The following is a 24,730-nucleotide window of genomic DNA, read 5'->3' as shown; positions in this document are numbered from 1 at the left end:
TCCCGGCGGAACCACGGGCACGAGGCCGCTCAGGTGCGGCGTCTCAGGACGTCGCGACCACCAGGGTCTCCGGTCCCCCGAGCCGTGCCGCGCCGGTGGCGAGCAGGGGCTCGACGACGGCGACGAGGGCTTCCATCGCGTCGTCCACCTCGAGCTGGATGGGGTACTGGTGCACGAGCATCGCGATCATCGTGGCGACGGCGGCCTGCTGCTCCGCCGGTGCGAGCGTGGTGTCGTACCCGAGCAGCACGTCCGCGGGGTCGTCGGTACGGGCCTGGGTGTAGCTGACCGCGAAGGCGGCGATCGCCCCGCCGTCGGCCTTCGGCCGGTCCCGCAGCACGATCGCCCCGCCGGCGCCGCTCGTGTCCCCGAGGAACAGCTGCTGGGCGCGCCCGAGGCCGAGCTCCGCCCGGTCCCAGACGTGCACCGACTCGTAGAAGGACGCCAGCGCGCGGGTGAGCTCCACCGAGCCGGTGGCCGCTTCCTCGAGCTGCGGCCCGGCGGCGTCGTCGAACGCGGGCGCCGCGAGGGCACCGGGTCCGACGACGACGAGCCGCGAGCGCTGCAGGGTCGCGAAGCCGGTGGCATCGGCGAACGCGGCACCGGTGGTCCCAGGCGTCACCTTGGATCGCAGGGCCGTGATGCCGGACGGTGAGGCCGCGGCCTCGTGCTGGAGCATCGTGAGCAGCGTCGAGCCGACGCCCGCGCGCCGGTGGTCCTCGGCGACCTCGATGTAGCACCAGAGCCGGTCCGGGTGGAGGGCCGCACCGTAGACACAGCCGGCGGCGACGGGGATCCCCTGGTCCACCGCGGTGATGCAGCGGTTCCAGGGGCTGTCCGACGGCGGGCGGAACGAGCCACGGAACTGCTCGGCCGCCGCCGATTCGGGGCCGCCCCACAGCTGGAGCAGCTGGAGGTCGTCCCCCTCCTGCCAGGCGCGGTACTCGAGGGCCATCAGGCTCCGACCAGGCGTGCGGCGAGGTAGCCCTGGACCTGGTCGAGGGAGACCCGCTCCTGCGCCATGGTGTCGCGTTCACGGATGGTCACGGCCTGGTCCTCGAGCGTGTCGAAGTCCACGGTGATGCAGAACGGCGTACCGATCTCGTCCTGGCGGCGGTAGCGGCGGCCGATGGCGCCGGCGTCGTCGAAGTCGATGTTCCAGCCCCGGCGCAGCTGCGCCGCGAGGTCCTTCGCCTTCGGGGAGAGGTCCTCGTTGCGGCTGAGCGGCAGCACGGCGGCCTTGACCGGGGCGAGGCGCGGATCGAGCCTGAGCACGGTGCGCTTGTCCACCCCGCCCTTGGCGTTCGGCGCTTCGTCCTCCGTGTAGGAGTCCACCAGGAACGCCATGAAGGAGCGCGTGAGGCCGGCCGCGGGTTCGATCACGTACGGCGTGTAGCGCTCGTTGGTGGCCTGGTTGAAGTAGCCGAGGTCGGTGCCGGAGTGCTTCGAGTGCGTGGAGAGGTCGAAGTCCGTGCGGTTCGCGATGCCCTCGAGCTCTCCCCACTCGGAGCCGGTGAAGCCGAAGCGGTACTCGATGTCCGTGGTGCCCTTGGAGTAGTGGCTCAGCTTCTCGAGCGGGTGCTCGAAGAGGCGCAGGTTGTCCGGGTCGATACCGAGGTCGGTGTACCAGGCGAAGCGCTGGTCGATCCAGTACCGGTGCCACTCCTCGTCCGTGCCGGGCTCGACGAAGAACTCCATCTCCATCTGCTCGAACTCGCGCGTGCGGAAGATGAAGTTGCCCGGCGTGATCTCGTTGCGGAAGCTCTTGCCGATCTGGCCGATACCGAACGGCGGCTTCTTGCGGGCGGTGGTGAGCACGTTGTTGAAGTTCACGAAGATGCCCTGCGCGGTCTCGGGGCGCAGGTAGTGCATGCCCTCCTCCGAGGCCACGGGGCCGAGGAAGGTCTTGAGGAGCCCGGAGAACTCCTGCGGCTCGGTCCACTGGCCCTTGGTGCCGCAGTTGGCGCAGGTGATGTCCCGCAGTCCGTTCTCGGGCGCGCGGCCCTTCTTCTCCTCGAACTCCTCCTCGAGGTGGTCCGCGCGGTACCGCTTGTGGCAGGAGAGGCACTCCACCAGCGGGTCGCTGAACACCTCGACATGGCCCGAGGCCTCCCAGACCTGGCGGGGCAGGATGACGGCGGAATCGAGCCCGACGACGTCCTCGCGCCCGCGCACCATGGTCTGCCACCACTGCCGCTTGATGTTCTCCTTGAGCTCGGCGCCCAGGGGTCCGTAGTCCCAGGCGGAGCGGGAGCCGCCGTAGATCTCCCCCGACTGGAACACGAAGCCGCGCCGCTTGGCGAGCGAGATGATGGGGTCGAGTGCTGACTTGGCTGCTGCCATGGGATTCTTCTCCAGTTCTGTGCAGGCCGCTGGGTGCGGTCCGCAGGTGGGGGGCGCGTGTCGCAGGGCTGTCCGCCCCGCCGTGCGGGGCATCGAAAGCTCCCGGATCAAGCCTACCGGGTCGCCTCCTCACGCCAGGGGCCGCGCCCGTCGGGGTCCGGACTGCGGCAGACCGCACCCTTGACGGCGCGTTGGATGCTCCCTAGGTTGAGGTCACCCCGACGTGTGACCCACGTCACGTCCGCGGTCCGGATCGTCCGGCCCGCCTGCATCCGAAGGACTCCCATGACTCGTCCTCTCTGTCGTCCGCGCGCCCGTCTCGGGCGCTCGGCGCTGGCACTCGCCAGTGGTCTCGCCCTCGTGGCGGGCACAGGTTTCGCGGCCAACGCCGCTCCCACCTTCGACACCAGCAACAACAACTCCTCCAAGAAGCTGCGGGCCGCGGTGACGGTCGACAAGGTCGTCGGCCACCTCACCGCACTCGACGCGATCGCGGAGGCCAACGGCAACACCCGCGCCTCGGGCACCGAGGGCTACGCGGACTCGGTCGACTACATCGTCGCGAAGCTGCGCGCGGCGGGCTACTCGCCCACCGTCCAGCCCTTCCTCTTCCCCTACTTCGCGGAACTGAGCCCCGCCGTCCTGGAGCGGACCGAGCCCCCGGGCACGACCTACGGCGCCGACGACGTCGCCACCATGACGTTCTCCGGCGCCGGGGACGTCTCGGGAGCCATCGAGGCCGTGGACACGAACGGCACGGCGAGCGCCACCGGCACCAGCGGCTGCGAGGCCTCCGACTTCGCCGGCTTCACGCCCGGATCCATCGCCCTGGTGCAGCGCGGCAGCTGCACCTTCGCGGTCAAGGCCACCCATGCCGCGGCGGCAGGCGCAGCGGCCGTCGTCGTCTTCAACACCGGCGTCGGAGCCAACACGGGCGCCGTCGCCGGCACCCTCGGAGAACCCGGCATCGTCGACATCCCCGTGGTCGGAGCGAGCTTCGCGGCGGGCGTCGACCTGATCGGCGAGGACGTCGCTGGCAGGGTGGCCGCGGATACCGTCTCCGAGAACCGCGAGACCTACAATGTCGTCGCCGAGACCTCCACGGGGAATCCTGACAACGTCGTCATGGTCGGCGCCCACCTCGACAGCGTCCTCGCCGGTCCCGGCATCAACGACAACGGGACGGGCAGCGCGGGGATCCTCGCGGTGGCCGAGGGCATGAGCAAGGTCAAGACCGCGAACAAGGTGCGCTTCGCCTGGTGGGGCGCCGAGGAGGAGGGCCTGCTCGGGTCCGAGTTCTACGTCGCGGACCTCGCGGAGAAGGGCGGGCTCGACGCCGTCGGTCTGTACCTGAACTTCGACATGATCGGGTCGCCGAACTTCGGCCGCTTCGTGTACGACGGCGACAACTCCGCCTTCCCGGTGGGCCCCGATGCCGCTGCCGGACCCGAGGGCTCCGGGCAGATCGAGCAGGACTTCCACGACTACTTCGCGTCCCAGGGTCTCGCCTCCGGCGAGACCGCGTTCAGTGGCAGGAGCGACTACGGGCCCTTCATCGCGCAGGGCATCCCCGCGGGCGGCCTCTTCACCGGCGCCGAGGGCATCAAGACCGCGGAGCAGGCCACCCTGTTCGGCGGGGTCGCGGGCGCTCCCTACGACGCGTGCTACCACGCGGCCTGCGACGACACGAACAACCTCAGCCTCGAGGCGCTCGACCAGATGAGCGACGCCGTCGCCCACCTGACCGTGACCTATGCGGAGAGCACGTTCGGCGTCAACGGCGCGGGTGCTCCCGCGAAGGGCAAGGGCAAGAAGGACCGCTTCGAGGGCAACCCCCTCGGGGGCGGCACGGAGAGCGGCGGCGGGCTCCATCCGGAGCACGACCACGAGGCCGCGGACCGCTAGGTCCCGGGTCCCGTTCGGGCAGGGGCTGCTCCCGGTGCCGGGGGCAGCCCCTGCCCGTGTCCGACCCGCGGCGGACGCCCGCGTCCGGCTCGGGACGCTCGGGGGCCGTGCGGTGTCGTCAGGAACCGGTCCGCGGTGTGCGACGGGGCCAGGGCAGGGTGGTGAGGATGATCGCGCCGAGCGTCAGGAGGGTCCCGGCGACCGTCGCGAACACCACGATCGTCCCGGGAGCGGGGAACACGAGGTCGAGGGCGAGCGAGCCGACGAGCTGCCCGCCGATCATGCACAGGCCCGTCAGCAGGACCCCGAGGCTGCGGACCAGGAGAGCGCCGAGCGCGATGAAGATGCACCCCATCGGTCCGCCGAGGTAGTACCACCATTCGGACGGCAGCGGGTTGCCCGGACCCGCCACCGCGAGCTTGACCAGCCACGCCGTGAGCAGCACCGCGGTGCCGGCGATGAAGTTCATGAGGGTCGCCGCGAGCGGCGTGCCGTAGTGCAGGGCCGCCGTGCCGTTCATGGCCTGCTGGAAGCTCATCAGCACGCCGGCGGCGACGGGCAGCAGGACCGGGACCAGCCAGCCCGAGACCTCCCCCGCCGCCCCGAAGCGCGGCGACACGGCCCAGATCACGGACAGGACGGTCAGGATGACGCCGATCACGCGCATGGGCGTCGCGGCCCGCTTCCCGCCGGGGCCGATGCCCGCCTTGTCGACGAGGAGGCCGCTGAGCGACTGGCCCATGACGGCCGCCACCGTGAACAGCGCGACGCCGAGGATGCCGATGGTCAGCGACTGCGAGAACACGAAGAAGGCCCCGATGGCACCGGCCGCCAAGTAGTAGGGCGGGAAGCGGCGCTCGCGCACCGACGGGACGATCTGGCGGGCACCGGCACGCGCGCTCGGCAGCACCAGTGTGAGCGCGACCATCACGACCAGGCCGGTGCCGAAACTGATGAGCGCCGCAGCGATGCCGTCGTCGAGCACCGTGCCGAGTGCCCCGTTGATCCTCCCCTGCAGGGGGATGGCGAGCCCTGCCGCGAGGGCGAGGGGAAAACCGACAGCGGGAGGAAGGGCAGGCGCATCAGACACCCGTCCAGCCTAGACCTGCGGCATCCGGCATGATGGACAGCATGACCGACGACGCAACCACCGCAGAACTCCCGATCCGGGACGACATGATCCGCCTCGGGCAGCTCCTCAAGCTGGCGTCCCTCGCCGAGGACGGCGTCGAGGCGAAGGCGCTGATCGACAACGGGCTGGTGCAGGTCAACGGCGAGATCGAGGAACGCCGCGGACGCCAGCTGCATCCCGGCGACACCGTGAGCGTCAACGGCGCCGCGGTCCGCGTCACGCGCGGCTGAGCCCTTCCGTCAGCGGCGCCCGAGGACCGTCATGCCCAGGAACTCCCGGACATGCCCGAGTTCGCGCTCGTTGATGCTGTGGAACATGTTGGAGTAGAGGATCTTGGTCAGCGCGGTGTGCTTCACCAGCCAGGCGTGGGTGAGCTCCACCATCTCCGGCGTGATGACCTGATCCTCCTGGTCCCGGCCCCAGAAGAACGGCGCCGGTGAGGCGGCGGCCTCGTCGTCGCGGAAGAAGGCGTGGCCCTCGGACGGGACGGTGAACCCCGACAGCCCGACGACGCACGCGAAGTCGGCGGGCCGGTGGCGCAGGAGCGACGTCGCCACCCCCATCCCCTGCGAGAAGCCGAGGAGGCTGACGCTGGAGTGGACGCCGCGGACGGTGTCGAGCCACGCGGCGACGGCGGTGACGGTCTCCACCACACGCTCCACGGCGTAACCGTCCTCGCGTGCCAGTGGGAACCACGAGAACCCGGAGTCGGCCGGCGCGGGTGCCCGGACCGACGCCACCGTGAACTCCTGCGGCAGGTGGTCGGTGAGACCCATCAGGTCCGCCTCGTCGGCCATGTACCCGTGGAACAGGACGAGCAGGGGTGTGCCCGCGCGCTCGGCCTCGGGCTTCGACCACAGGACCACCGGATCCCAGGAACCGACGGAGGGCGCAGCGGTGCCGGCGGCAGAATCAGTCATGTCCCCATTCTGGCACGGCCCGTTCGGCGCCGAACCGGCGGTGGGGGCGTCCCGGGGTCGGTGGCGGACGCGGGGCGGCAGTTGCGACAATGACCCGGTGACCCCACCGAGCGCCGAGACTCCCCTGCCGACTGCGAGCGACCCGATCCCGAACGGGCCGATGATCGACCCGAGCCTGGTCTCCGAGCCGCATCCGTGGCACCGCTACGCCGCCCTGGGCGACTCCTTCACGGAGGGCATCGGTGACCCGAACCCCGAGAGCATCGGCGGCAACCGCGGCTGGGCGGACCGGGTCGCGGAGGAACTCTCGCGCGGGCAGAGCGACTTCGCGTACGCGAACCTGGCGGTCCGGGGACGCCTGCTGCAGCAGATCATCGACCAGCAGGTGGACGCCGCCCTGGCCCTGCGCCCCGACCTGGTGAGCATCTCGGCCGGCGGCAACGACCTGCTCCGGCCCGGCGGGGACCCGGACGTGCTCGCCGAGAAGCTCGACGGCGTCGTGGGGACCCTGGCGACCTCCGGTGCCACCGTGGTCCTGTTCACGGGCCCTGACGTCCGCGAGACCGTCCTCGGCAGCATCCGCTCGAAGACCGCCATCTACAACGAGAACCTCCGCGTCGTCGCGGCACGCCACGAGGCGCTGATCGCCGACATGTGGGCGCTGCGCCAGCTCACGGATCCGCAGATGTGGGCCTCCGACCGGCTGCACTTCTCACCCCTGGGCCATCACACCATCGCTGCGATGGTCCTCGACACCCTCGCGGTGCGGCACACCCTGGAACCCCTGCGGCCCAAGGAACTCCCGACACGGACCTGGCGTGCCGCCCGTGCGGAAGACCTCGTCTGGGCCCGGGAGTACTTCGTGCCCTGGGTGCTGCGCCGCCTGCGGCACCAGTCCTCGGGCGACGGCATCATCGCCAAGCGTCCCGAGCCGGTGCCGATCTTCGGACCGGGCATGCCGCCGGGTGCCGCCGACTAGGTCCTCGATCGACACCGTCCTCGCCGCACCGGGTCCCTGGCGGCACGACGAAAGGACAGGAACGGCCGACCCGAGGATATCCGGGCGGTCACTCCTGTCCTTTCTGGCGGCGACGTCGGTGCCGCAGGACGCTCAGGCGTCGAGCTGGACGTCCCCGTTGGCCACCGCGTCCGCGCAGGCACTGAGATCGGGCCCGGGCTTGAAGTCCACGAACTGCGGCTGCAGTTTCTGGAAGAGGAACTCGTACACCTCGTCGCGAGACTTGCCGTCCATCGTCTCCACGGCCTCGCGGACCGCGCCCTGCAGCGCGCGGTCGGAGTCCAGCAGGATCTTGTCGCGTGCTTCCTGGTTCCAGCCGATGGTGCTCAGTTCCATGAACAGCTCCTCTTCGCCCTCGATGGATCCGGGGCCGTGTACCTCGGACGGGCCTGCCGCCGAGTAATAAGCAGGCTTAGCTCCAAGCCTAGGTGTCCGCGGGAGGAAACCCAACCGGTACCTGCGCCGTGGGATAGAAGGCTCCCCGGAGCTGGTCGTCGAGCTGGTGGATCTGGGTGAGGAAGGCGTCGTGGCCCACCGGCGAGGAGATCCGGTGCACCGGGACCTCCCCGGGCAGGCCGGAGGCGAGCCGCACGGACTGCTCCGGGAGGTAGAGCCGGTCGGTGTCGACGGCCGCGATGAAGAACTCCGACGCCGCCGTGGCCAGCGCGTCCTCCAGGCTGCCGCGGTCCCTCGCCGCGTCATGGCTCATGAGGGCCTCGGTCAGGATGACGTAGCTGTTGGCGTCGAACCTGTCCACGAGCTTGTCCGCCTGGTGGTCGAGGTAGCTCTCCACCTGGTAGCGGCCCCGGTCGGCGGGCAGGACGGACCCGAACGGCTGCTCGGCGTCCTGCTCCGCACGACCGAAGCGCGCCTGGAGCTCGCGCTCGGAACGGTAGGTGATGTGCGCGATGCGGCGGGCGATGCCGAGGCCCGCATCCGGATGCGGGCCGTCGTAGTAGTCGCCGCCGCGGTACGCCGGATCGAGCCGGATGGCCTGCACCTGCGCCTGGGCGAACGCTATCTGTTCGGCCGAGCTGGCGGCGGTGCAGGCGATGACGGCGCACCGCTCCACGCGCTGCGGATACATCAGTGCCCATTCGAGGGCGCGCGCCCCGCCCATCGACCCGCCGAGCACCGAATGCCACCGGTCGATGCCGAGGTGGTCGGCGAGCAGGCCCTCGGCCCGCACGGAGTCGCGGATGGTGACGAACGGGAACCTCGACCCCCAGGGTGTGCCGTCAGGTGCGAGGCTGGCCGGCCCCGTCGAGCCGTAGCAGCCTCCCAGCATGTTGACGGACACCACGAAGTAGCGGTCGGTGTCCACCGTGCGGCCGGGGCCCACGAGCGAGTCCCACCAGCCCTCCTCCTCCGAGGCACCGCGTGCCACATGGGAGCTGCCTGTCAGGGCATGCTGCACGAGCACCGCGTTGGAACGGTCCGCGTCGAGCCTGCCCCAGGTCTCGAAGGCGAGCTGGACGTCGGGCAGCTCGCCCCCGGTCTCCAGGGCCAGGGGCCCGATGGAGGCGATGCGCAGGAGTCCGTCTCCCGACGGGGGGCCGTCGACCCCGGGGTGCAGCGGTGCGGCAGGGTAGGTGGTCACGAAGGGCTAGGCTCCTTTGGCGGCGCGCAACCCCGCGTCGAGGTCGGCGAGGATGTCGTTGATGTTCTCCAGGCCCACGGCCAGCCGGACCAGGCCGGGCCGCACTCCCGCGGTGAGCTGCGCCTCCGCCCCCAGCTGGCTGTGCGTGGTCGATGCCGGGTGGATGACGAGCGAGCGGACGTCGCCCACGTTCGCCACGTGGGAGTGCAGCTCGAGGGCGTCCACGAAGCGCTTGCCCGCCTCCAGTCCGCCGGCGATGTCGAAGCTGACGATCGCACCCGTACCGCCGGGCCCGTACTTCCTCCCGCGCTCGTACCAGGGACTCGAGGCGAGCCCGGCGTAGGCGACGCCCTCGACGTCGTCGTGCCCCTCGAGCCACTCGGCGACGGCCTGCGCGTTCTGGACATGGCGCTCCAGGCGCAGGCTGAGCGTCTCCAGGCCCTGCGCGATGAGGAAGGCGTTGAAGGGCGACACGGCGGAGCCGAAGTCCCGCAGCAGCTGGACCCGCGCCTTCAGGATGTACGCGAGGTTGGCGCCGAGCGCGCCGTCCACGCCGAGGTCCCGCGCGTAGACCAGCCCGTGGTAGCTCTCGTCGGGGGTGTTGAGGCCCGGGAACCGCTCGGGGTACTGCGCGAAGTCGAAGTTCCCGGAGTCGACGATGACGCCCGCGATGGCGTTGCCGTGCCCGCCGAGGTACTTCGTGGCGGAATGCACCACGATGTCGGCTCCCCACTCGATGGGCCGGATCAGGTACGGCGTGGACAGGGTGTTGTCCACGATCAGGGGCACCCCGTGCTCGTGCGCGACGGCGCTGACGCCCTCGAGGTCCAGCACGTCCTGCCGGGGGTTGGACACCACCTCGCCGAAGAACAGCTTGGTGTTCGGCCGGACGGCGGCGCGCCACTGCTCGAGGTCGTCCGGGTCCTCCACGAACGTGGTCTCGATGCCGAACTTCCTCAGCGTGTGCTTGAAGAGGTTGTAGGTGCCGCCGTAGAGGCTGGGGCTGGCCACGATGTGGTCCCCGGCCTCGGCGATGTTCAGGACCGCGAAGGTCTCGGCGGCCTGCCCGGAGGCGAGCAGCAGGGCGCCGACACCGCCCTCGAGGCTCGCGATCCGCGTCTCCACCGCCTCCTGCGTCGGGTTCCCGATGCGCGTGTAGATGGGGGCGAGCTCCGTCAGGGCGAACCGGTTGGCCGCGCTCTCCGCGCTCGGGAAGACGAAGGACGTCGTCTGGTAGATGGGAAGCGCACGCGCCCCCGTGGCAGCATCCGGCACCTGGCCGGCGTGGATCTGGCGTGTCTCAAAGGACCAATCGTTGGACATGGTGCTCCCTGGTCAAGGGGCTCCTCCTCGTCCGATGCCCTGCCGACGAAGCCGTCCCGGACATCGGCCCCGCAGGAGCCCGCGCTTGCGCGGCGCCGGTACGGCGCCGAACCTGGTCTTCACCCGGGGCACCCCACCGCGGTTGGAGGGTTGCCGGCCAGCAAGCCGGGGCTTCGTGCTGGCACTCATGACCTGCATTCATGAAAGCCCATCGGAGCTGATCCGGCAATACGTGTGACGATGCGTGAAGCGGCAGCCCGGGCGGTCGGGAACGGGACACCGAGGGGACCGTCGGTGACCGCACGAGGCGCAGCATCAGGAGTAAGGCAAGCCTTAGCTGAGACCCCCATCACTTAGTGCAACACTGTCGGCATGCGCCTGGATCACGTCTCGTACGCCTGTGAACCCGATGGACTTGCCGCGACCGCCGACCGCATCTCGGGCCGGCTCGGCATGGAGCCTGTGAAGGGCGGTGTGCACCCCCGCTTCGGCACCCGGAACATGATCTTCCCGCTGGCCAATGGCCAGTACCTCGAGGTCGTCGAGGTCCTCAACCACCCCGCGTCGGACAAGGCGCCGTTCGGCCAGGCCGTACGCGCCCGCTCCGAAGCCGGCGGAGGCTGGATGGGCTGGTGCGTCGCCGTCGACGACCTCGCGCCCTTCGAGGAACGCCTCGGCCGCAGCGCGGTCCCCGGCAACCGCAAGTTCCCCGACGGCCAGGAGCTGACCTGGCAGCAGATCGGCATCAAGGGGCTCATCGCCGACCCGCAGGTCCCCTACCTGCTGCGCTGGGACGAGGGTACCGAGGAACTGCACCCCTCGAAGGCCCGTCCGGCGTCCGTCAAGCTGGACTGCCTCACGATCGCCGGTTCCTCCGAGCGGGTGACCGAGTGGCTGGGCACCGAGGTCGAGGAGACCCTCGACGGCGTCCGGGTCCAGTGGATCGCCCCGAACGGCACGCCGGGCATCATGTCGGTGACCTTCGAGACCTCCGACGGGCCCATCGAGATCTGACGCCCCGCTCCGCACGACGGGAGGGACCCGGGAACGGGTCCCTCCCGTCTCCCCGGTCCACGAGGGGGATCAGGCGTGGGTGTAGGTGAGGCAGTCGGCGGCCTCGGCGCCCGGGCCCACCTTGACCGCCGGTGCACTGCACAGCAGGTCGTGGTTGAAGCTGCATTCGGAGCGCTGGCACGCCCCCACATGGGCGAGCACCTTGGGCAGGCCGCCGCTGATCGACGTGTCGATGAAGGTGGCGCAGGACGCATGTTCCTCGGACCCGGACACCGTGATGGCGACGGCGGTGCAGCCGTCGTGGTTGAACGAGCAGTTGTGGACGCTGCACTCCGAGACACTCGTGACGACGCTCATGATTCCTCCTGGCTGGTCCCGTAGCGGCCCGGATGGAGCCGCCGCTTACCGCTGAACGCCCCCACCGTAACACCGTGCATGGCGGGGAATTTAGTCATGATTTCCGTGCGCAAAGAAGGAGAGCGAGGCTTGTCCCGGCCATTCAGGTGCCGATCCCGATGGCCGGCCCGAGGAGCGCGAAGCCCACGAACCCCGCGGTGTCGATCAGCGCGTGGGCGATCACGAGCGGCATGACCCGGCGGGTGCGTGTGTAGAACCATGCGAACAGCAGACCCATCAGCACGTTCCCGATGAACGGACCGAAGCCCTGGTAGAGGTGGTAGCTGCCCCGCACCAGTGCGCTCGTGAGGACGATGGCCGGGGTGGACCAGCCCAACTGGCGCAGGCGGAGGAACAGGTAGCCCACCACGATCACTTCCTCCAGCACCGCATGCCGCACCGCCGAGAGGACGAGCACGGGGACGGTCCACCAGTAGGACTCCAGCGCGGCGGGCACCAGCGCCGTCGTGATCCCCAGCGCACGCCCGGCAGCGTACACGCCCAGGGTGCCCACGCCGATGACCGCGGCGAGGCCCACGCCGAAGCCCACGGTGCGCAGTGGCCTGTCGAAGGTGAACCCGAGGCGGCGGAACGCGGACACGCCGTGGCCGCTGAGCAGGAACACGACGAGTGCCACCGGCACCAGGGCGAAGAGGATGTCCAGCAGCTGGTAGGTGAGGTCGAAGTACTCCCGCTCGTCGAGCACGGGGTTCAGCGTGGTGGTCTGCGCCCCGAGCGGCCCGCGCGTGAGCTTCTCGGTGAGGCTCACGATCGAGTACACGCCGGACTGGCCGAGCGAGAGCCCGAAGACGATGAGCAGCTCCGTAGTGATGCAGCGCCTCGAGGGGGCGTCCGCCGGCACAGGGCCGGCGGACGACGGTGCGGGCCCGCGCTCGGCAGGGACGGCGGAGGAGGCGGGCTCGGCAGGCATGGCGCTATCCTCCCAGCGCCCGCCGGGGATTCCCAGCCGGACGCGGCCGCCCGCCCCGACCGGGCGCCCAGGCATCCCGGAAGGCCAGGTGCGTCGTCGGGCCCGACCGCTACCGCACCCGCTCCCCGGCCCGCCACACGGCGTGCACGAGCGGCATGCCCGGCCGATAGGCCAGGTGCGTCACCGACGGCGCGTCCAGCAGCTGCAGATCCGCCCGGTGCCCGACGGCGAGCGAGCCGACCGCGCGGCGGCCCGCGGCGTCGTCGCCCTCGTGGCGGCGCAGGGCGAGGGCTCCGCCGTACGTCGCGGCCCGGACCGCCTCCTGCACGCCCAATCCCATCTGCAGCACCGCGGTCGCGACGCAGAAGGCCATCGAACTCGTGAAGGACGTCCCGGGATTGCAGTTGCTGGCCAGGGCGATCGGCACACCGGCGTCGAGCAGCCGCCGTGCGGGCGGGAAGGGCTGGCGCGTGGAGAGGTCGCAGGCGGGCAGGCACGTCGCGACCGTGCCGGGGACGCCCTGCGCGGCGCCCGACCACGTGCCGGCGAGCGCCTCGATGTCGCCGTCGGACAGGTGGTTGACGTGGTCCACGCTGGCGGCGCCGAACTCGACCGCGAGCGCGACGCCGTCGCCCGGACCCAGCTGGTTCCCGTGCACGCGCAGGCCCAGCCCGGCGGCGGCGCAGGCGGCCAGCACGCGGCGCGACTGGTCGGTGGTGAATGCTCCGCGCTCGCAGAAGACGTCCGCCCAGCGCACGTACGGGCGGACGGCGTCGAGCATGGGCCCGACGACGAGGTCCGTGTAGGCGTCGGCGTCCTCCCCCGCCGGGACGAGGTGCGCGCCGAGGAAGGTGACCTCGTCCGTGACGGCGGCCGCGATGCGGGCACTGCGCGCCTCGTGGGCGACGTCGAGCCCGTAGCCGGTCTTGGTCTCGAGGTAGGTGGTCCCGCCCACGGCGGCCTCGGCGACGCGCGCGAGCAGGAGCCGCGTGAGCTCGTAGTCCCCGGCGGCGCGGGTGGCCCCGACGGTGACCGCGATCCCGCCCGCGGTGTACTGCTCCCCGGCCATGCGCGCCTCGAACTCGGCGGTGCGGTCGCCGGCGAAGACGAGGTGCGTGTGGCTGTCCACCCAGCCGGGCAGGCCGGCGCGGCCGCCGGCGTCGTGGGCCTCGTCCGCTGCCGGGGCGTCCGCGGACGCCCCGATCCAGCTGACGCGCTCCCCCTCGAGGACCACGGCGGCGTCGCGCAGCACCGCACCGTCGGCGTCCTGCGTGGTGAGCTCGCCGATGTTCGTGATGAGCAGGGACATCAGCGCTCCTCCCGGACCTGCGTCGCAGCCGCCGCGGCGTCGAGGCGCGCGATCGCGGCGACGAGCAGGGCTGCCGGGTTGCCGAGGGTGGCATGCAGCCCGTCCTGCGCCGTGAGGATCCCGCCGACGACGACATCCGTCACGTCCTGCGCCGTCGCCGTGTACGCCAGCTGGTCGCGGGAGGAGCCGGCCGTGCGCGTGGTGCGGGGGTCCACCGCCATGAAGTCCGCGACCCGGCCCCGCCCGAAGCCGGCGGCGTGCCGTCCCTGCGATGCCGTCCCGTACAGCGCCGCGATCCGGTGGAGGGTCCCGGGGTCGAAGTGTCCCCGCCGTCCGGTGCGCAGGCGCTCCCCGTCCTCGAGTGCCCGCATCTCCCGCCACGGGTCGACGACGACGTGCTGGTCGGTGCCCAGCGCCAGGCGGACCCCGGCGTCGCGGAACTCCCCGGCCGGCCCGAGGCCGTCCGCGAGGTCCGCCTCGGTGGTGGGGCACAGGACGACGGTGGCTCCGGCGTCCGCGAGCACGGCGATGTCGCCGGCGGTGACGTGGGTCGCGTGCACGGCGGACAGCCGGTCACCGACCAGGCCGTGCCGGTGGAGCAGCGCCGTGGGGGTGCAGCCGGTGGCCCGCAGGCAGTCCTCGTTCTCCGCCGGCTGTTCGGACAGGTGCACGTGCAGGGGCAGGTCGGGCGGGAGGAGCCGCCCGATCACCGCGAGGTCCTCCTCGGGCACCGCGCGGACGGAGTGGATGGCCGCGCCGACGGTGACGTGGTGCGCGGGGTGGTCCGAGGCGACCACCTCCCGCAGCCGGGCCAGGCGCTCGAACCAGCGCCCGGCGGTGCCGTCGGAGAACCGTCGCTGCCCCTCCTGCAGCGGCGCGCCGAACCCGCCGGCGAGGTAGCAGGTGTCCAGCAGGGTGAGCCGGATCCCGGCCCGGACGGCGGCCCGGGCGAGGGCGAGCTCCATGGCGTGGGGCTCGCCGGCGTCGTCCTGCCCGTACGGCGTACCGTCCGGTCGGTGGTGCACGTAGTGGAACTCCGCGACGCTCGTCCAGCCCGCCACGACCATCTCGGCGTAGACGGCCGTCGCGAGCTCCTCGTACAGCTCCGGCGTGAGGGCGTCCGCCGCGCGGTACATCGCCTTCCGCCACGTCCAGAACGTCCCCCCGCCGTCGTGGGTCCGCCCGCGCAGGGCGCGGTGGAAGGCGTGGGAGTGCGCGTTCGCCGCCGCGGGGAACACGACCCCGCGCAGGACGGCGTCGCCCTCGTGCGCAGGCACCCCCGGGAGCACACCGACCACCAGGCCGTCGGCGTCCACCTCGACCCGCACGGCGTCCACGACGTCCCCGGCTCCGAGCCAGGCGGACTCGCACCAGACCGCGCGCACGGCCGGTCCGGTCTGCTGCGCGGGCACGTCGCCGGAGAGCGGGCCCGCATCGGCCCGGCCGGTCGTCGCGGACGTGGTGCTGCCGGCCGTCGGTCCTGCGCCGTGCTCCCCGGGTCCCCGCGTCACAGCAGGTCTTCGAGGACGTCCGCGAGCGCGACGGCACCGGCGTCGGCGTCCTCGCGCTCCACGAACTCCTCGGGCGAGTGGCTGACGCCCGTCGGGTTGCGCACGAACAGCATCGCGGTCGGCGCGACGGCGCCGAGGATGCCGGCGTCGTGTCCGGCGCCGCTGGACAGTGTCGGCGCCCCGGGGAAGGAGCGGCCGAGCGCGAGGCCGAGCGTGCGCTGCAGTGCGCCGTCGAAGTGGACGGTGCCGCTGCGTGACTCCTCCGTCAGGGTGGCGCGGCACCCCTCGAAGGCGCAGATCTTCTGGGCCTGTCCGTGGATCTTCTCGATGAGCGATGCCGTGACGGCGTCCTCCTCGTGGCGGACGTCGAGCCAGAGGTCCACGCGCGAGGCGATGACGTTCGTGCCCCCGGGCACGGGCTGCAGGCGCCCGACGGTGGCGCGGGCGCCGTCCTGCTCCGCGGCGATCCTCCGCACCGCGAGGACCACCTGGGCGGCAGCGATCATCGGGTCTTCGCGGTCCGCCATGAGCGTGGTGCCGGCGTGGTTGCCCTGCCCGGTGATGGACAGGCGCCAGCGCCCATGGCCGAGCATGGTGGACCCGATGGCGACGGCGGAGTCCAGGTCGATCAGCCCGCGGCCCTGCTCCACGTGCAGTTCCACGAAGTCGCCGATGCGCCGGATCGCCTCCTCGTCCCGGCCGAGGTGCGCCGGGTCGAGGCCTGCGGCGCGGGACGCCTCGGCGAAGGTGGTGCCGTCGGCATCGGTCAGGGACCGCACGTGGTCGGGGTCGAGGGTTCCGGTGAGCAGGCGGGAGCCGAGGCACGAGACGCCGAAGCGGGAGCCCTCCTCCTCGGGGAAGACGGTGACGGCGAGCGAGCGGTTGGGCTGCACGCCGCGCTCCCGCAGCAGGTCGACTGCCACGAGCGCGGAGGCGACGCCGAGCGGACCGTCGAACGCTCCGCCGCCGGGCACGGAGTCGAGGTGGCTGCCCGTGACGAGGGCTCCGTCACGGCTGTCCGTCGCGTCCCACCACGCCCAGAGGATGCCGTTCCGGTCGGTCTCCACCGACAGTCCGCGCCCGGCGGCCTCCGCGGAGAACCATTCGCGCAGCGACTGCTCGGGGCTGGTGAACACGCCGCGCGAGTACCCGCCCCGGGCGGGGTCGCGGCCCACGCCGCTGATGGAGTCGAGGACTGAGGAGACGGTCTGCATGGTGCTATCTTCCTTCGGATCGGGTGCTCAGGAGTCCATGGGGATGCGCACGCCCCGCTCGGCGGCCACCTCGCGGGCGCGTCCGTAGCCGGCGTCGACGTGCCGGATCACGCCCATGCCCGGATCGTTGGTCAGGAGGCGTTCGAGCTTCTGCGCGGCGAGGTCGGTCCCGTCGGCCACCGAGACCTGTCCGGCGTGGATGGACCGGCCGATCCCCACGCCGCCGCCGTGGTGGATGGACACCCAGGTGGCCCCGGAGGAGGTGTTGAGCAGGGCGTTCAGGAGCGGCCAGTCGGCGACGGCGTCCGAACCGTCCGCCATGGCCTCGGTCTCGCGGTAGGGCGAGGCGACGGAGCCGGAGTCGAGGTGGTCGCGGCCGATGACGATGGGCGCGGACACCCTGCCCTCGGCCACGAGCCGGTTGAAGAGCAGCCCGGCCTTCGCGCGGTCCCCGTACCCGAGCCAGCAGATCCGCGCGGGCAGGCCCTCGAACTCTACGTGCTCGGCGGCGGCATCGAGCCAGCGGTGCAGGTGCCCGTTGTCAGGGAACAGCTCCTTGAGGGCGGCGTCCGTCACGGCGATGTCCGCCGGGTCCCCCGAGAGCGCCACCCAGCGGAACGGGCCCAGCCCCTCGCAGAACAGCGGGCGGATGTAGGCGGGGACGAAGCCGGGGATGTCGAACGCGCGCCCGTACCCGCCCGTGCGGGCCTCGTCGCGGATGGAGTTGCCGTAGTCGAAGACCTCCGCCCCGGCGTCGAGGAAGCCGACCATCGCCTCAACGTGGAGGGCCATGGAGGACTGCGCCTTCTTGGTGAAGCCCTCGGGGTCGGCCGCCGCCTCGCGCTCCCACTCGTCGGGGGCGATGCCCTCGGGCAGGTAGCTGAGCGGGTCGTGGGCCGAGGTCTGGTCGGTGACGATGTCGACGTCCAGCCCCCGGCGCAGCAGCTCCGGGAAGACGGTCGCGGCGTTGCCGACGACGCCCACGGACAGGGCGCGCCTGTCGCACTTCGCCGCGAGGACCTGCGCGACGGCGTCGTCGAGCGTGTCCGCGACCGTGTCCAGGTAGCGCTTGGCGACCCGGCGGCGCAGGCGGGCCTCGCTGACGTCGACGATCAGGACGGCGCCGCCGTTGAGGGTGACGGCGAGCGGCTGGGCGCCGCCCATGCCGCCGCAGCCCCCGGTGAGGGTCAGGGTGCCGGCGAGGGTGCCGCCGAACCGCTTGCGGGCGATCGCCGCGAAGGTCTCGAAGGTGCCCTGGAGGATGCCCTGCGTGCCGATGTAGATCCAGGAGCCCGCCGTCATCTGCCCGTACATCATGAGGCCCTCGGCCTCGAGGCGGCGGAACTCGGGCCAGGTGGCCCAGTCGCCCACGAGGTTGGAGTTGGCGAGCAGCACGCGCGGCGCCCACGGGTTGGTGCGGAAGACGCCGACGGGTTTCCCCGACTGCACCAGGAGCGTCTCGTCGTCCTCGAGGGTCTCCAGCGTGCGCACGATGGCGTCGTACGCGTCCCAGCTGCGCGCCGCGCGGCCCGTGCCGCCGTAGACCACCAGGTCCTCGGGCCGCTCGGCAACCTCGGGGTCGAGGTTGTTCATGAGCATGCGCAGTGGCGCCTCCGTCTGCCAGCTCTTCGCGGTCAGCTTTGTGCCGCGGGCCGCCCGGACGGAGCGGGAGGGATCGTGTCTGGGGTTCGGAGTGTTCGTCATGCCGGTTCTCCCTGGGGGTCGAGGACGACGGCGCGCGCGTCCGGGGCTGGTGGGGTGAGGAGGGACGCCGCCTCGTGCGCGACGAGCATCCCGAAGCGCCGGGCCTCCGCCGCGGTGATGCGGTAGCTGGGGACCACCACGCTGAGGGCCGCGACGGCGCGGCCGCCGGGTGAGACGGGTGCGGCGATCGCGGTGACGTCGGTCTCGACGCCGTCCCGCACGACGACGAAGCCGTCGGCCGGCGGTCCCCCCGTGAGGACGGCGCCGACGGCGGTCCCGCCCAGCGGGATGCTGCGGCCCACCCAGCTGGCATGCCGGACCGAGTGGGTGCCCTCGCGCATCGCGAGGTACACGCCCTCGCCGTCGTGCGAGGGCACGCTCAGGTACGCCGACTCGCCGGTCTGCTCGACGAGGCGGTCGAGGGCGGGTTCCGCGAGGGAGACGAGCGACTCGTGACCGAGCGCCTGCGCACCGAGCTGCACCACGCGCAGGCCCGGCCGGTACGCGCCGAGCGCGTCGCGCCGCACGAAGCCCGTGCCCTCGAGGGTGCGCAGGAGTCGGAGCGCCGTCGACGCCGAGAGCTCGGCCTCCCGCGCGGCGTCGGCGAGGGTGAGCGACCCGGCGTCGCACACGGCACCGAGGAGCACGAGGGCGCGCTCCACGGTGCGGGTCGAGGATTCCGCCATGCTCGCCTCCTTGCGTTTGGACCTGCCGTAGTTTTCACTTATTGAAACGTCCTTTCCACCCAATGGCAATAGCGGTGAGCACCGCAGGAACCGAGGCAGACCGTGTCCCAGCCCCCCGTCACTGGTCCCGTCACTGGTCCCGTCACTGTCGGCACCGGCCCCCTGTCCCCCGCCGACGTCGTTGCCGTGGCCCGTCTCGGCGCACGGGTCACCCTGGCGCCGGACGCGCTGGCCGCGATGGAGGCGTCCCGCGGGGTCATCGAAGCACTGGTCGACGACGGCACCCCCCACTACGGCGTCTCGACGGGTTTCGGGGCCCTCGCCACCCGGCACATCCCGCTCGACCAGCGCACGCAGCTCCAGCGCAGCCTGATCCGCAGCCACGCGGCGTCCTCCGGCGCCGAGGTGGACCGCGAGGTGGTGCGGGGCCTGATGCTCGGTCGGCTCTCGACCCTCGCCACGGGCCGCACCGGGGTCCGTCCCGTCGTCGCCACCACCTACGTGGCGATGCTCGACGCCGGCATCACCCCGGTGATCGGCGAGTACGGATCGCTGGGCTGCTCGGGTGATCTCGCACCGCTCTCGCACGTGGCCCTGGCGCTCATGGGCGAGGGAACGGTCCGCGACGGCGCTGGGGCGCTCGTGCCCGCCGATGTCGCCCTCGCCGCCGCCGGGATCACCCCCGTGGAGCTCCGCGAGAAGGAGGGTCTGGCGCTCATCAACGGGACGGACGGCATGCTCGGCATGCTGATCCTCGCCTCGGCGGACCTGCACCGGTTGCTCGCGACGGCGGACCTGGCGGCCGCGATGAGCGTCGAGGGGCTGCTCGGCACCGACGCCGTGTTCGCCGAGGACCTCCACGCCCTGCGGCCGCACCCCGGGCAGGTGGCGTCGGCCGCGAACATCCGGGCGTTGCTCTCCGACTCGCCGCTCATCGCCGAGCAGCTGACCTCCGGGACCGGACGCCACCGGTTCACGCGGGTCCAGGACGCCTACTCGCTGCGCTGCGCACCCCAGGTCCACGGGGCCGCGCGCGCCACGCTCGCCCATGCCGACGCAGTGGCCTCCGTCGAACTGGGGTCCGCGATCGACAACCCGGTGGTCACGCCCGACGGCCGCATCGAGTCCAACGGCAACTTCCACGGTGCCCCCGTGGGTTACGTCCTGGACTTCCTCGCGATCGCCGTCGCCGACGTCGCCTCCATGAGCGAGCGCCGGACCGACCGCTTCCTCGACAAGGCCCGCAGCCATGGGCTCAACGCCTTCCTCGCGGACGACCCCGGCGTCGACTCCGGGCACATGATTGCGCAGTACACGCAGGCGGGCATCGTCTCCGAGCTCAAGCGGCTCGCGTACCCTGCGTCCGTGGACTCCATCCCCTCCTCCGCGATGCAGGAGGACCACGTGTCCATGGGCTGGGCCGCCGGGCTCAAGCTGCGCAGGGCCGTCGACGGTCTTACGCGCGTGCTCGCCATCGAGATCCTGACCGCGGCGAGGGCACTGGACATGCGCGACGGCGGTGCCCCCGGGTACCGCAGCGCCGCCCCGATCACCGCCGTCCGGCGCCGCCTGCGGCAGGACGTCGAGGGCCCGGGGACGGACCGCTACCTGGCGCCCGAGATCGAGGCCGCGCGACTGCTGGTCGACGACGGCTCCCTGCTCGCCGCGGTGCATGGGGAGCTCCCAGCGCCCCTCCAGTGAAGCTTGTTAGGGTTGCCTCATCCCCTGCAGAAGGAAGCACCCTCCATGTCCTCGCCCGCGTCCGCGCCCTCCCGCAAGCCGCCCCGTCCGCAGGCGGTCCTCACCGTGCTGGAGACGCACCGGCTGAGCCCCCACCTGGTCCGGGTGGTCGCCGGTGGACCGGGGTTCGCCGACCTGCAGGAATGCGACGCGACGGACAAGTACGCCAAGCTGCTGTTCGCGAAGCCCGGACTCGGGCTCGTGCCGCCGTACGACCTCGCGGCCCTGAAGGAGGAGCTCCCCGCGGACGACCGGCCGGTGAAGCGCACCTACACCATCCGCTGGCTCGATGCGGCGTCGCAACGGCTCGCGATCGACTTCGTGGTGCACGGCGACGCCGGTATCGCCGGCCCGTGGGCGGCGGCGGCGGTGCCGGGCGAGCCCCTGGTGCTGATGGGACCCTCCGGCAAGTGGTCCCCCGACCAGGACGCTGACTGGCACCTCTTCGTGGGCGACGACTCCGCGCTGCCCGCGATCGCCGCCGGCCTCGAGGCGCTGCACCCCGCCGCCGTCGGGCACGCCTACCTCGAGGTGGACAGCGCCGCGGAGATCATCGACCTGGCAGCACCCGCCGGCGTGGAGCTGCACTGGCTGCTCCGCGACGGGCAGCCGGCCGGCACCACGACGCTCCTCGCCGACGCCGTCGCCGCCGGCCCCTGGCCCGAGGGCCGGGTGGACGCGTTCGTGCACGGCGAGCGGGGCGCCATGAAGGCACTGCGCGACGTCCTGTTCACGGACAAGGGCCTCGCCCGTTCGCAGGTCTCGCTCTCGGGCTACTGGGCGTACGGGCGCGAGGAGGACACGTTCCAGGCGGAGAAGCGGGAGCCGATCGGCAAGATCCTCGACGACTGACACGCGCCCCGTACCGGGGCGCGTGCCAGGGGGTCGCTGCCCCGCCGATCCGCCGTCGGCCGGTCAGGCCACGGGCGCCGTGCTGCGACGCCGTCGCGGCAGTCGCTCCAGCAGCTCCATGCCCGGCTCGGCGACACGCGCGAGGACGGGCCCGAGGACGGCCATGAGCAGCACGTACGTGGTGGCCAGTGCGGCGAGATCCGGGATCACGGCGCCGGAGGTCACCGCGAGCCCGGCGATGACGATCGAGAACTCGCCACGCGCCACGAGCGCGGTGCCGGCACGTGCCCGGCCCTTCGGCCCGATCCCCTGCCGCCGGGCGGCCCACCAGCCGGTCGCGATCTTGGTGGCCGAGGTGACGACCGCCAGGAGCAGGGCGACAGCGAGCACGGGAGGGATGGATGCCGGATCGGTGTTCAGCCCGAAGACGACGAAGAAGATGGCCGCGAAGAGGTCCCGCAGGGGTTCGAGGACGCGCGCCGCGTTCTCCGCCGTAGCACCCGAGATGGCGATCCCGAGCAGGAACGCGCCCACGGCCGCCGAGACCTGCAGGGCCGAGGCGAGTCCTGCGACGAGGAGGGCCGCACCGATGAGGGTCAGGAGGAAGACCTCGCGGTCGGCGCTGTCGACCACCGCGGAGACGACGTTCCCCCACCGCAGGGCGACCACCAGCACGAGGGTCACCACGAGCAGGGAGATCCCCACGGTGCCGAGCCCGCCGGCGAAGCTCAGCCCCGCCAGGACCGCGGTGAGCACCGGCAGGTAGACGGCCATCGCGAGATCCTCGAACACGAGGATCGCGAGGACCGTGGGCGTCTCGCGGTTGCCGAGCCGCCCCAGGTCCTCCATGACCTTCGCGGCGATCCCCGACGAGGAGATGTAGGTGACCCCGCCCATGACGAGCGCGGCGACGGGACCCCAGCCGAGGATGACGGCGACGAGCGCGCCGGGTGTGAAATTGAGGACGAAGTCGACGATCCCCGCCGACCACGACTGGCGCAGACCGGTGACGAGTTCCTTCGCCGTGTACTCGAGACCGAGCATGAGCAGCAGCAGGACGATGCCGATCTCGCTGGCCACCTCGCTGAACTCGATGACGCCCTCGAGTTCGATGATGCCGCCCTGCCCGAAGAACAGTCCTCCGATGAGGTAGAGCGGGATCGGCGAGAGTCCGATCCGGCCGGCGAGCCGCCCGAGGATGCCGAGGAACAGGAGGATGGCGCCGAGTTCGATCAGGGTCAGAGCGGTCGTGTGCACAGGCCGCTCAGCCGTTGCGCAGGATGTCCGCCGCGGCGTCGAGGCCTTCGGACGTGCCCACCACCACCAGCAGGTCACCGGCAACGAGCGTGAAGTCGGGCGTGGGCGAGGCCTGCACCTGGCCCGAGCGCAGGACGGCGACCAGCGACGCGCCGGAGCGCGAGCGCATCCGGGTGGCCGCGAGGGGATGGCCGTCGAAGGGCGAGCCGGGCTCGATCAGGAACTGTCGCGTGGACACCCCGGGGAGGTCGCGGTGCTCCTCCGTCAGCTGGGCGACGAGCTGCCGCGAGCCCAGCAGGTTGCCGATGGTCGCCGCCTCGTCGGGGGTGAGCGGGATGGAGGCCACGCAGGCGTCCGGGTCCGTCGCCTTGGAGATGATGAGGTCCAGATCGCCGTCCCGCTGGGCGACGATCCCTACCCTGCGACCGGAGCCGGTGACGATCTCGCGCCGCACTCCGATGCCGGGAAGGCGTGTTTCGATGACGTTCATGCGCCCATCCTAGACCTGCTCCGGCGGCGGATCGCGGGGCAGGGCGCTGGTGGGGCTTCCGTTCGCTGAGGGCGTCGAAGCGGGCTTCCCGACGTCGCGGGTGGGGCTCCTCGACGGCTGCGCTGCTCCACGACCGGGTGCCGGGCGGACGGCGGTATCCCCCCGGGATCGCCGGTCGCGGGCCGGCCGGTCGGATGGGCAGGTCTCAGCCCGGCCGGAGCGCCGTCGCGGCGGCGGTGATGCTCTCGGGGTCGGCGCCGAGATCGGCGGGGTCGGCCCCGGTCAGGAGGACCGTCGCCAGTTCGGCGATGCCCGACGACGACTGGAAGCCGTATCCCCCCTGTCCGGCGAGCCAGAAGAAGCCGGGGTGGCCGGGGTCGAATCCGACCACCGGCAGCCCGGAGGCCCGCTGGGTCCGCAGGCCCGTCCAGGATCGGTGGACGGTCGTGATGCCCAGGGTGGTGACGGTGGCCAGGTGGTCGATGAGCCGCTCGACGTCGCCCGGGTGCGGCTGGGCGTCGCCCGGTTCGTCGGGCTCGGCCTCGCTCGGCGAGATGAGCACGCCCCGGGCGTCGGGCCGGTAGTAGAACGACTCGTCCGCGGCGGCCACCATGGGCGTGCCGACCGGGGGCGCGTTCTCGGCGGCGACGATCGCCGCCGTCCGCCGCAGCGGGACCAGACCCTGGGGGGCGACCCCGCACAGGTCCGCGACGCTGTCGGCCCAGGCGCCGGCCCCGTCCACCACCACCTCGGCGCTGATGCTGCGGTACCCGGCGCGGACGCTCCAGCCAGCGCCGTCGTAGCGTGCGGCCGTCACGGGCGCGCCCGTGAGGATGATGACGCCGTCGTCGCTCGCGCTCCTGCGGTGGTACTCGAGGAGGAGGTCGGTGTCGGTGCCCACGCAGGCCGTGTCGATGGCGGCCGCCTCGAACGAGCCGGGCCGCAGCTGCGGGCACAGCTCGAGGGCCTCGGCGTGGGACACGGGACGCATCGCCGGACTGGTGTTGCCCGCGACGTCGGCCTCCGACCCGATGAGCAGGAAGGACCGCGGCACGGTGAGCGGCAGCCCGGTGGAGGATTCCACGCCGGAGAGCAGGTCGAGGGTGCGCCGGGTCAGGTCCAGGACCGGCTCGGGCCCGTAGCTCGGGATGAGCTGGCGGGCCGAGCGCGACGAGGTGTGGTACCCGAGCGTGGGCTCCGCCTCGACGAGGACCACGCTCGAGAACGGGGCCAGCGCGGACGCCAGCGAGAGGCCGGCGATCCCGCCGCCGATGATCAGGACGTCGCACTCGAGGGAGCTCATCCCGTCATCCTAGGGTGGGCCTCCCCCATGCAGGGGGCGTCCGGTGTGCTCTCCCCGTCGATCGGGCGGATCCCGGGCCCGG

General features: G+C 72.2%; 23 protein-coding genes and 1 riboswitch. Of the genes, 6 read left to right on the top strand and 17 right to left on the bottom strand.

Going from position 1 to position 24,730, the window contains the following annotated elements; all coding sequences use genetic code 11:
* Positions 1–43 precede the first annotated feature (43 nt).
* Together ACX80N_RS13700 and ACX80N_RS13695 are read right to left on the bottom strand one after the other, a co-directional pair.
* Entirely contained in the window at positions 44–955 is a 912-nt protein-coding gene (locus tag ACX80N_RS13700; protein ID WP_459339844.1) for a GNAT family N-acetyltransferase, read from the bottom strand.
* Entirely contained in the window at positions 955–2,343 is a 1,389-nt protein-coding gene (locus tag ACX80N_RS13695) for a glycine--tRNA ligase (RefSeq protein ID WP_459339843.1), read from the bottom strand. The genes ACX80N_RS13700 and ACX80N_RS13695 overlap by 1 nt, the downstream gene beginning before the upstream one ends.
* Positions 2,344–2,628: 285 nt before the next feature.
* Here ACX80N_RS13695 and ACX80N_RS13690 point away from each other — a divergent pair, with 285 nt between their 5' ends.
* On the top strand, positions 2,629–4,248 hold the full coding sequence (locus ACX80N_RS13690) for a M28 family peptidase (RefSeq protein WP_459339842.1): 1,620 nt from the start codon (positions 2,629–2,631) through the stop codon (positions 4,246–4,248).
* 118 nt (positions 4,249–4,366) lie between these two features.
* Here the strand turns inward: ACX80N_RS13690 and ACX80N_RS13685 are convergent, their stop codons facing one another.
* Positions 4,367–5,338 carry a DMT family transporter gene (locus ACX80N_RS13685; RefSeq protein ID WP_459339841.1) on the bottom strand — a complete coding sequence of 324 codons (972 nt, stop codon included), beginning with the start codon at positions 5,336–5,338 and terminating at the stop codon, positions 4,367–4,369.
* A 41-nt stretch (positions 5,339–5,379) separates the two neighbouring features.
* Between ACX80N_RS13685 and ACX80N_RS13680 the strand changes: the two genes are divergently transcribed.
* Positions 5,380–5,610 carry an RNA-binding S4 domain-containing protein gene (locus tag ACX80N_RS13680; protein WP_105031501.1) on the top strand — a complete coding sequence of 77 codons (231 nt, stop codon included), beginning with the start codon at positions 5,380–5,382 and terminating at the stop codon, positions 5,608–5,610.
* Positions 5,611–5,619: 9 nt separating this feature from the next.
* Here the strand turns inward: ACX80N_RS13680 and ACX80N_RS13675 are convergent, their stop codons facing one another.
* Positions 5,620–6,300: an alpha/beta hydrolase gene (locus ACX80N_RS13675; RefSeq protein WP_459339840.1), complete on the bottom strand. Its 681-nt coding sequence runs from the start codon at positions 6,298–6,300 to the stop codon at positions 5,620–5,622.
* Between the two features lie 160 nt (positions 6,301–6,460).
* Between ACX80N_RS13675 and ACX80N_RS13670 the strand changes: the two genes are divergently transcribed.
* Complete coding sequence (locus tag ACX80N_RS13670) at positions 6,461–7,279, top strand: SGNH/GDSL hydrolase family protein (protein WP_459339863.1); 819 nt, start codon at positions 6,461–6,463, stop codon at positions 7,277–7,279.
* A gap of 132 nt (positions 7,280–7,411) precedes the next feature.
* On the opposite strand, the gene ACX80N_RS13665 is transcribed toward ACX80N_RS13670, so the two are convergent.
* From ACX80N_RS13665 to ACX80N_RS13655, 3 genes are all read right to left on the bottom strand, one after another.
* Complete coding sequence (locus ACX80N_RS13665) at positions 7,412–7,654, bottom strand: hypothetical protein (RefSeq protein WP_105031498.1); 243 nt, start codon at positions 7,652–7,654, stop codon at positions 7,412–7,414.
* Between the two features lie 88 nt (positions 7,655–7,742).
* Positions 7,743–8,918 (bottom strand): homoserine O-acetyltransferase MetX, encoded by a 1,176-nt coding sequence (metX, locus tag ACX80N_RS13660; RefSeq protein WP_459339839.1) that lies wholly within the window; start codon positions 8,916–8,918, stop codon positions 7,743–7,745.
* A 6-nt stretch (positions 8,919–8,924) separates the two neighbouring features.
* The gene (locus ACX80N_RS13655) at positions 8,925–10,241 is read right to left on the bottom strand and encodes a bifunctional o-acetylhomoserine/o-acetylserine sulfhydrylase (protein ID WP_459339838.1); all 1,317 of its coding nucleotides are present in this window, start codon (positions 10,239–10,241) and stop codon (positions 8,925–8,927) included.
* A gap of 76 nt (positions 10,242–10,317) precedes the next feature.
* Positions 10,318–10,434: riboswitch (SAM riboswitch) on the bottom strand.
* A 179-nt stretch (positions 10,435–10,613) separates the two neighbouring features.
* Between ACX80N_RS13655 and ACX80N_RS13650 the strand changes: the two genes are divergently transcribed.
* Positions 10,614–11,255: a VOC family protein gene (locus ACX80N_RS13650; protein ID WP_105031496.1), complete on the top strand. Its 642-nt coding sequence runs from the start codon at positions 10,614–10,616 to the stop codon at positions 11,253–11,255.
* Between the two features lie 69 nt (positions 11,256–11,324).
* On the opposite strand, the gene ACX80N_RS13645 is transcribed toward ACX80N_RS13650, so the two are convergent.
* From ACX80N_RS13645 to ACX80N_RS13615, 7 genes are all read right to left on the bottom strand, one after another.
* Positions 11,325–11,612, bottom strand: a complete 288-nt coding sequence (locus ACX80N_RS13645) for a DUF1540 domain-containing protein (protein ID WP_105031495.1) — start codon at positions 11,610–11,612, stop codon at positions 11,325–11,327.
* A gap of 142 nt (positions 11,613–11,754) precedes the next feature.
* Positions 11,755–12,582, bottom strand: a complete 828-nt coding sequence (locus ACX80N_RS13640) for a CPBP family intramembrane glutamic endopeptidase (RefSeq protein WP_459339837.1) — start codon at positions 12,580–12,582, stop codon at positions 11,755–11,757.
* Positions 12,583–12,691: 109 nt separating this feature from the next.
* On the bottom strand, positions 12,692–13,891 hold the full coding sequence (gene hutI, locus ACX80N_RS13635; protein WP_459339836.1) for an imidazolonepropionase: 1,200 nt from the start codon (positions 13,889–13,891) through the stop codon (positions 12,692–12,694).
* On the bottom strand, positions 13,891–15,402 hold the full coding sequence (locus ACX80N_RS13630; RefSeq protein ID WP_459339835.1) for a formimidoylglutamate deiminase: 1,512 nt from the start codon (positions 15,400–15,402) through the stop codon (positions 13,891–13,893). Before ACX80N_RS13630 ends, hutI begins: the two co-directional genes overlap by 1 nt.
* Entirely contained in the window at positions 15,399–16,616 is a 1,218-nt protein-coding gene (locus ACX80N_RS13625; protein WP_459339834.1) for an allantoate amidohydrolase, read from the bottom strand. The genes ACX80N_RS13630 and ACX80N_RS13625 overlap by 4 nt, the downstream gene beginning before the upstream one ends.
* A 27-nt stretch (positions 16,617–16,643) precedes the next feature.
* Entirely contained in the window at positions 16,644–18,320 is a 1,677-nt protein-coding gene (gene hutU, locus ACX80N_RS13620; protein ID WP_459339833.1) for a urocanate hydratase, read from the bottom strand.
* Positions 18,317–19,006 carry an IclR family transcriptional regulator gene (locus ACX80N_RS13615; RefSeq protein WP_459339832.1) on the bottom strand — a complete coding sequence of 230 codons (690 nt, stop codon included), beginning with the start codon at positions 19,004–19,006 and terminating at the stop codon, positions 18,317–18,319. Before ACX80N_RS13615 ends, hutU begins: the two co-directional genes overlap by 4 nt.
* Before the next feature lie 102 nt (positions 19,007–19,108).
* On the opposite strand from ACX80N_RS13615, the gene hutH reads away from it, so the two are divergent.
* Together hutH and ACX80N_RS13605 are read left to right on the top strand one after the other, a co-directional pair.
* On the top strand, positions 19,109–20,707 hold the full coding sequence (gene hutH, locus ACX80N_RS13610) for a histidine ammonia-lyase (RefSeq protein ID WP_459339831.1): 1,599 nt from the start codon (positions 19,109–19,111) through the stop codon (positions 20,705–20,707).
* A gap of 45 nt (positions 20,708–20,752) precedes the next feature.
* Complete coding sequence (locus ACX80N_RS13605; protein WP_105031488.1) at positions 20,753–21,598, top strand: siderophore-interacting protein; 846 nt, start codon at positions 20,753–20,755, stop codon at positions 21,596–21,598.
* A gap of 63 nt (positions 21,599–21,661) precedes the next feature.
* Here the strand turns inward: ACX80N_RS13605 and ACX80N_RS13600 are convergent, their stop codons facing one another.
* The 3 genes from ACX80N_RS13600 to ACX80N_RS13590 form a co-directional block, all read right to left on the bottom strand.
* Entirely contained in the window at positions 21,662–22,855 is a 1,194-nt protein-coding gene (locus tag ACX80N_RS13600) for a cation:proton antiporter (protein ID WP_105031487.1), read from the bottom strand.
* Positions 22,856–22,862: 7 nt separating this feature from the next.
* Positions 22,863–23,345 (bottom strand): cation:proton antiporter regulatory subunit, encoded by a 483-nt coding sequence (locus tag ACX80N_RS13595; RefSeq protein ID WP_105031486.1) that lies wholly within the window; start codon positions 23,343–23,345, stop codon positions 22,863–22,865.
* A 205-nt stretch (positions 23,346–23,550) separates the two neighbouring features.
* Positions 23,551–24,648, bottom strand: a complete 1,098-nt coding sequence (locus tag ACX80N_RS13590; protein WP_459339830.1) for an NAD(P)/FAD-dependent oxidoreductase — start codon at positions 24,646–24,648, stop codon at positions 23,551–23,553.
* Between the last annotated feature and the right edge of the window lie 82 nt (positions 24,649–24,730).

It is taken from the genome of Arthrobacter sp. MDT2-16, assembly GCF_054510925.1.
This window is presented reverse-complemented; position numbering and strand designations above follow the sequence as displayed.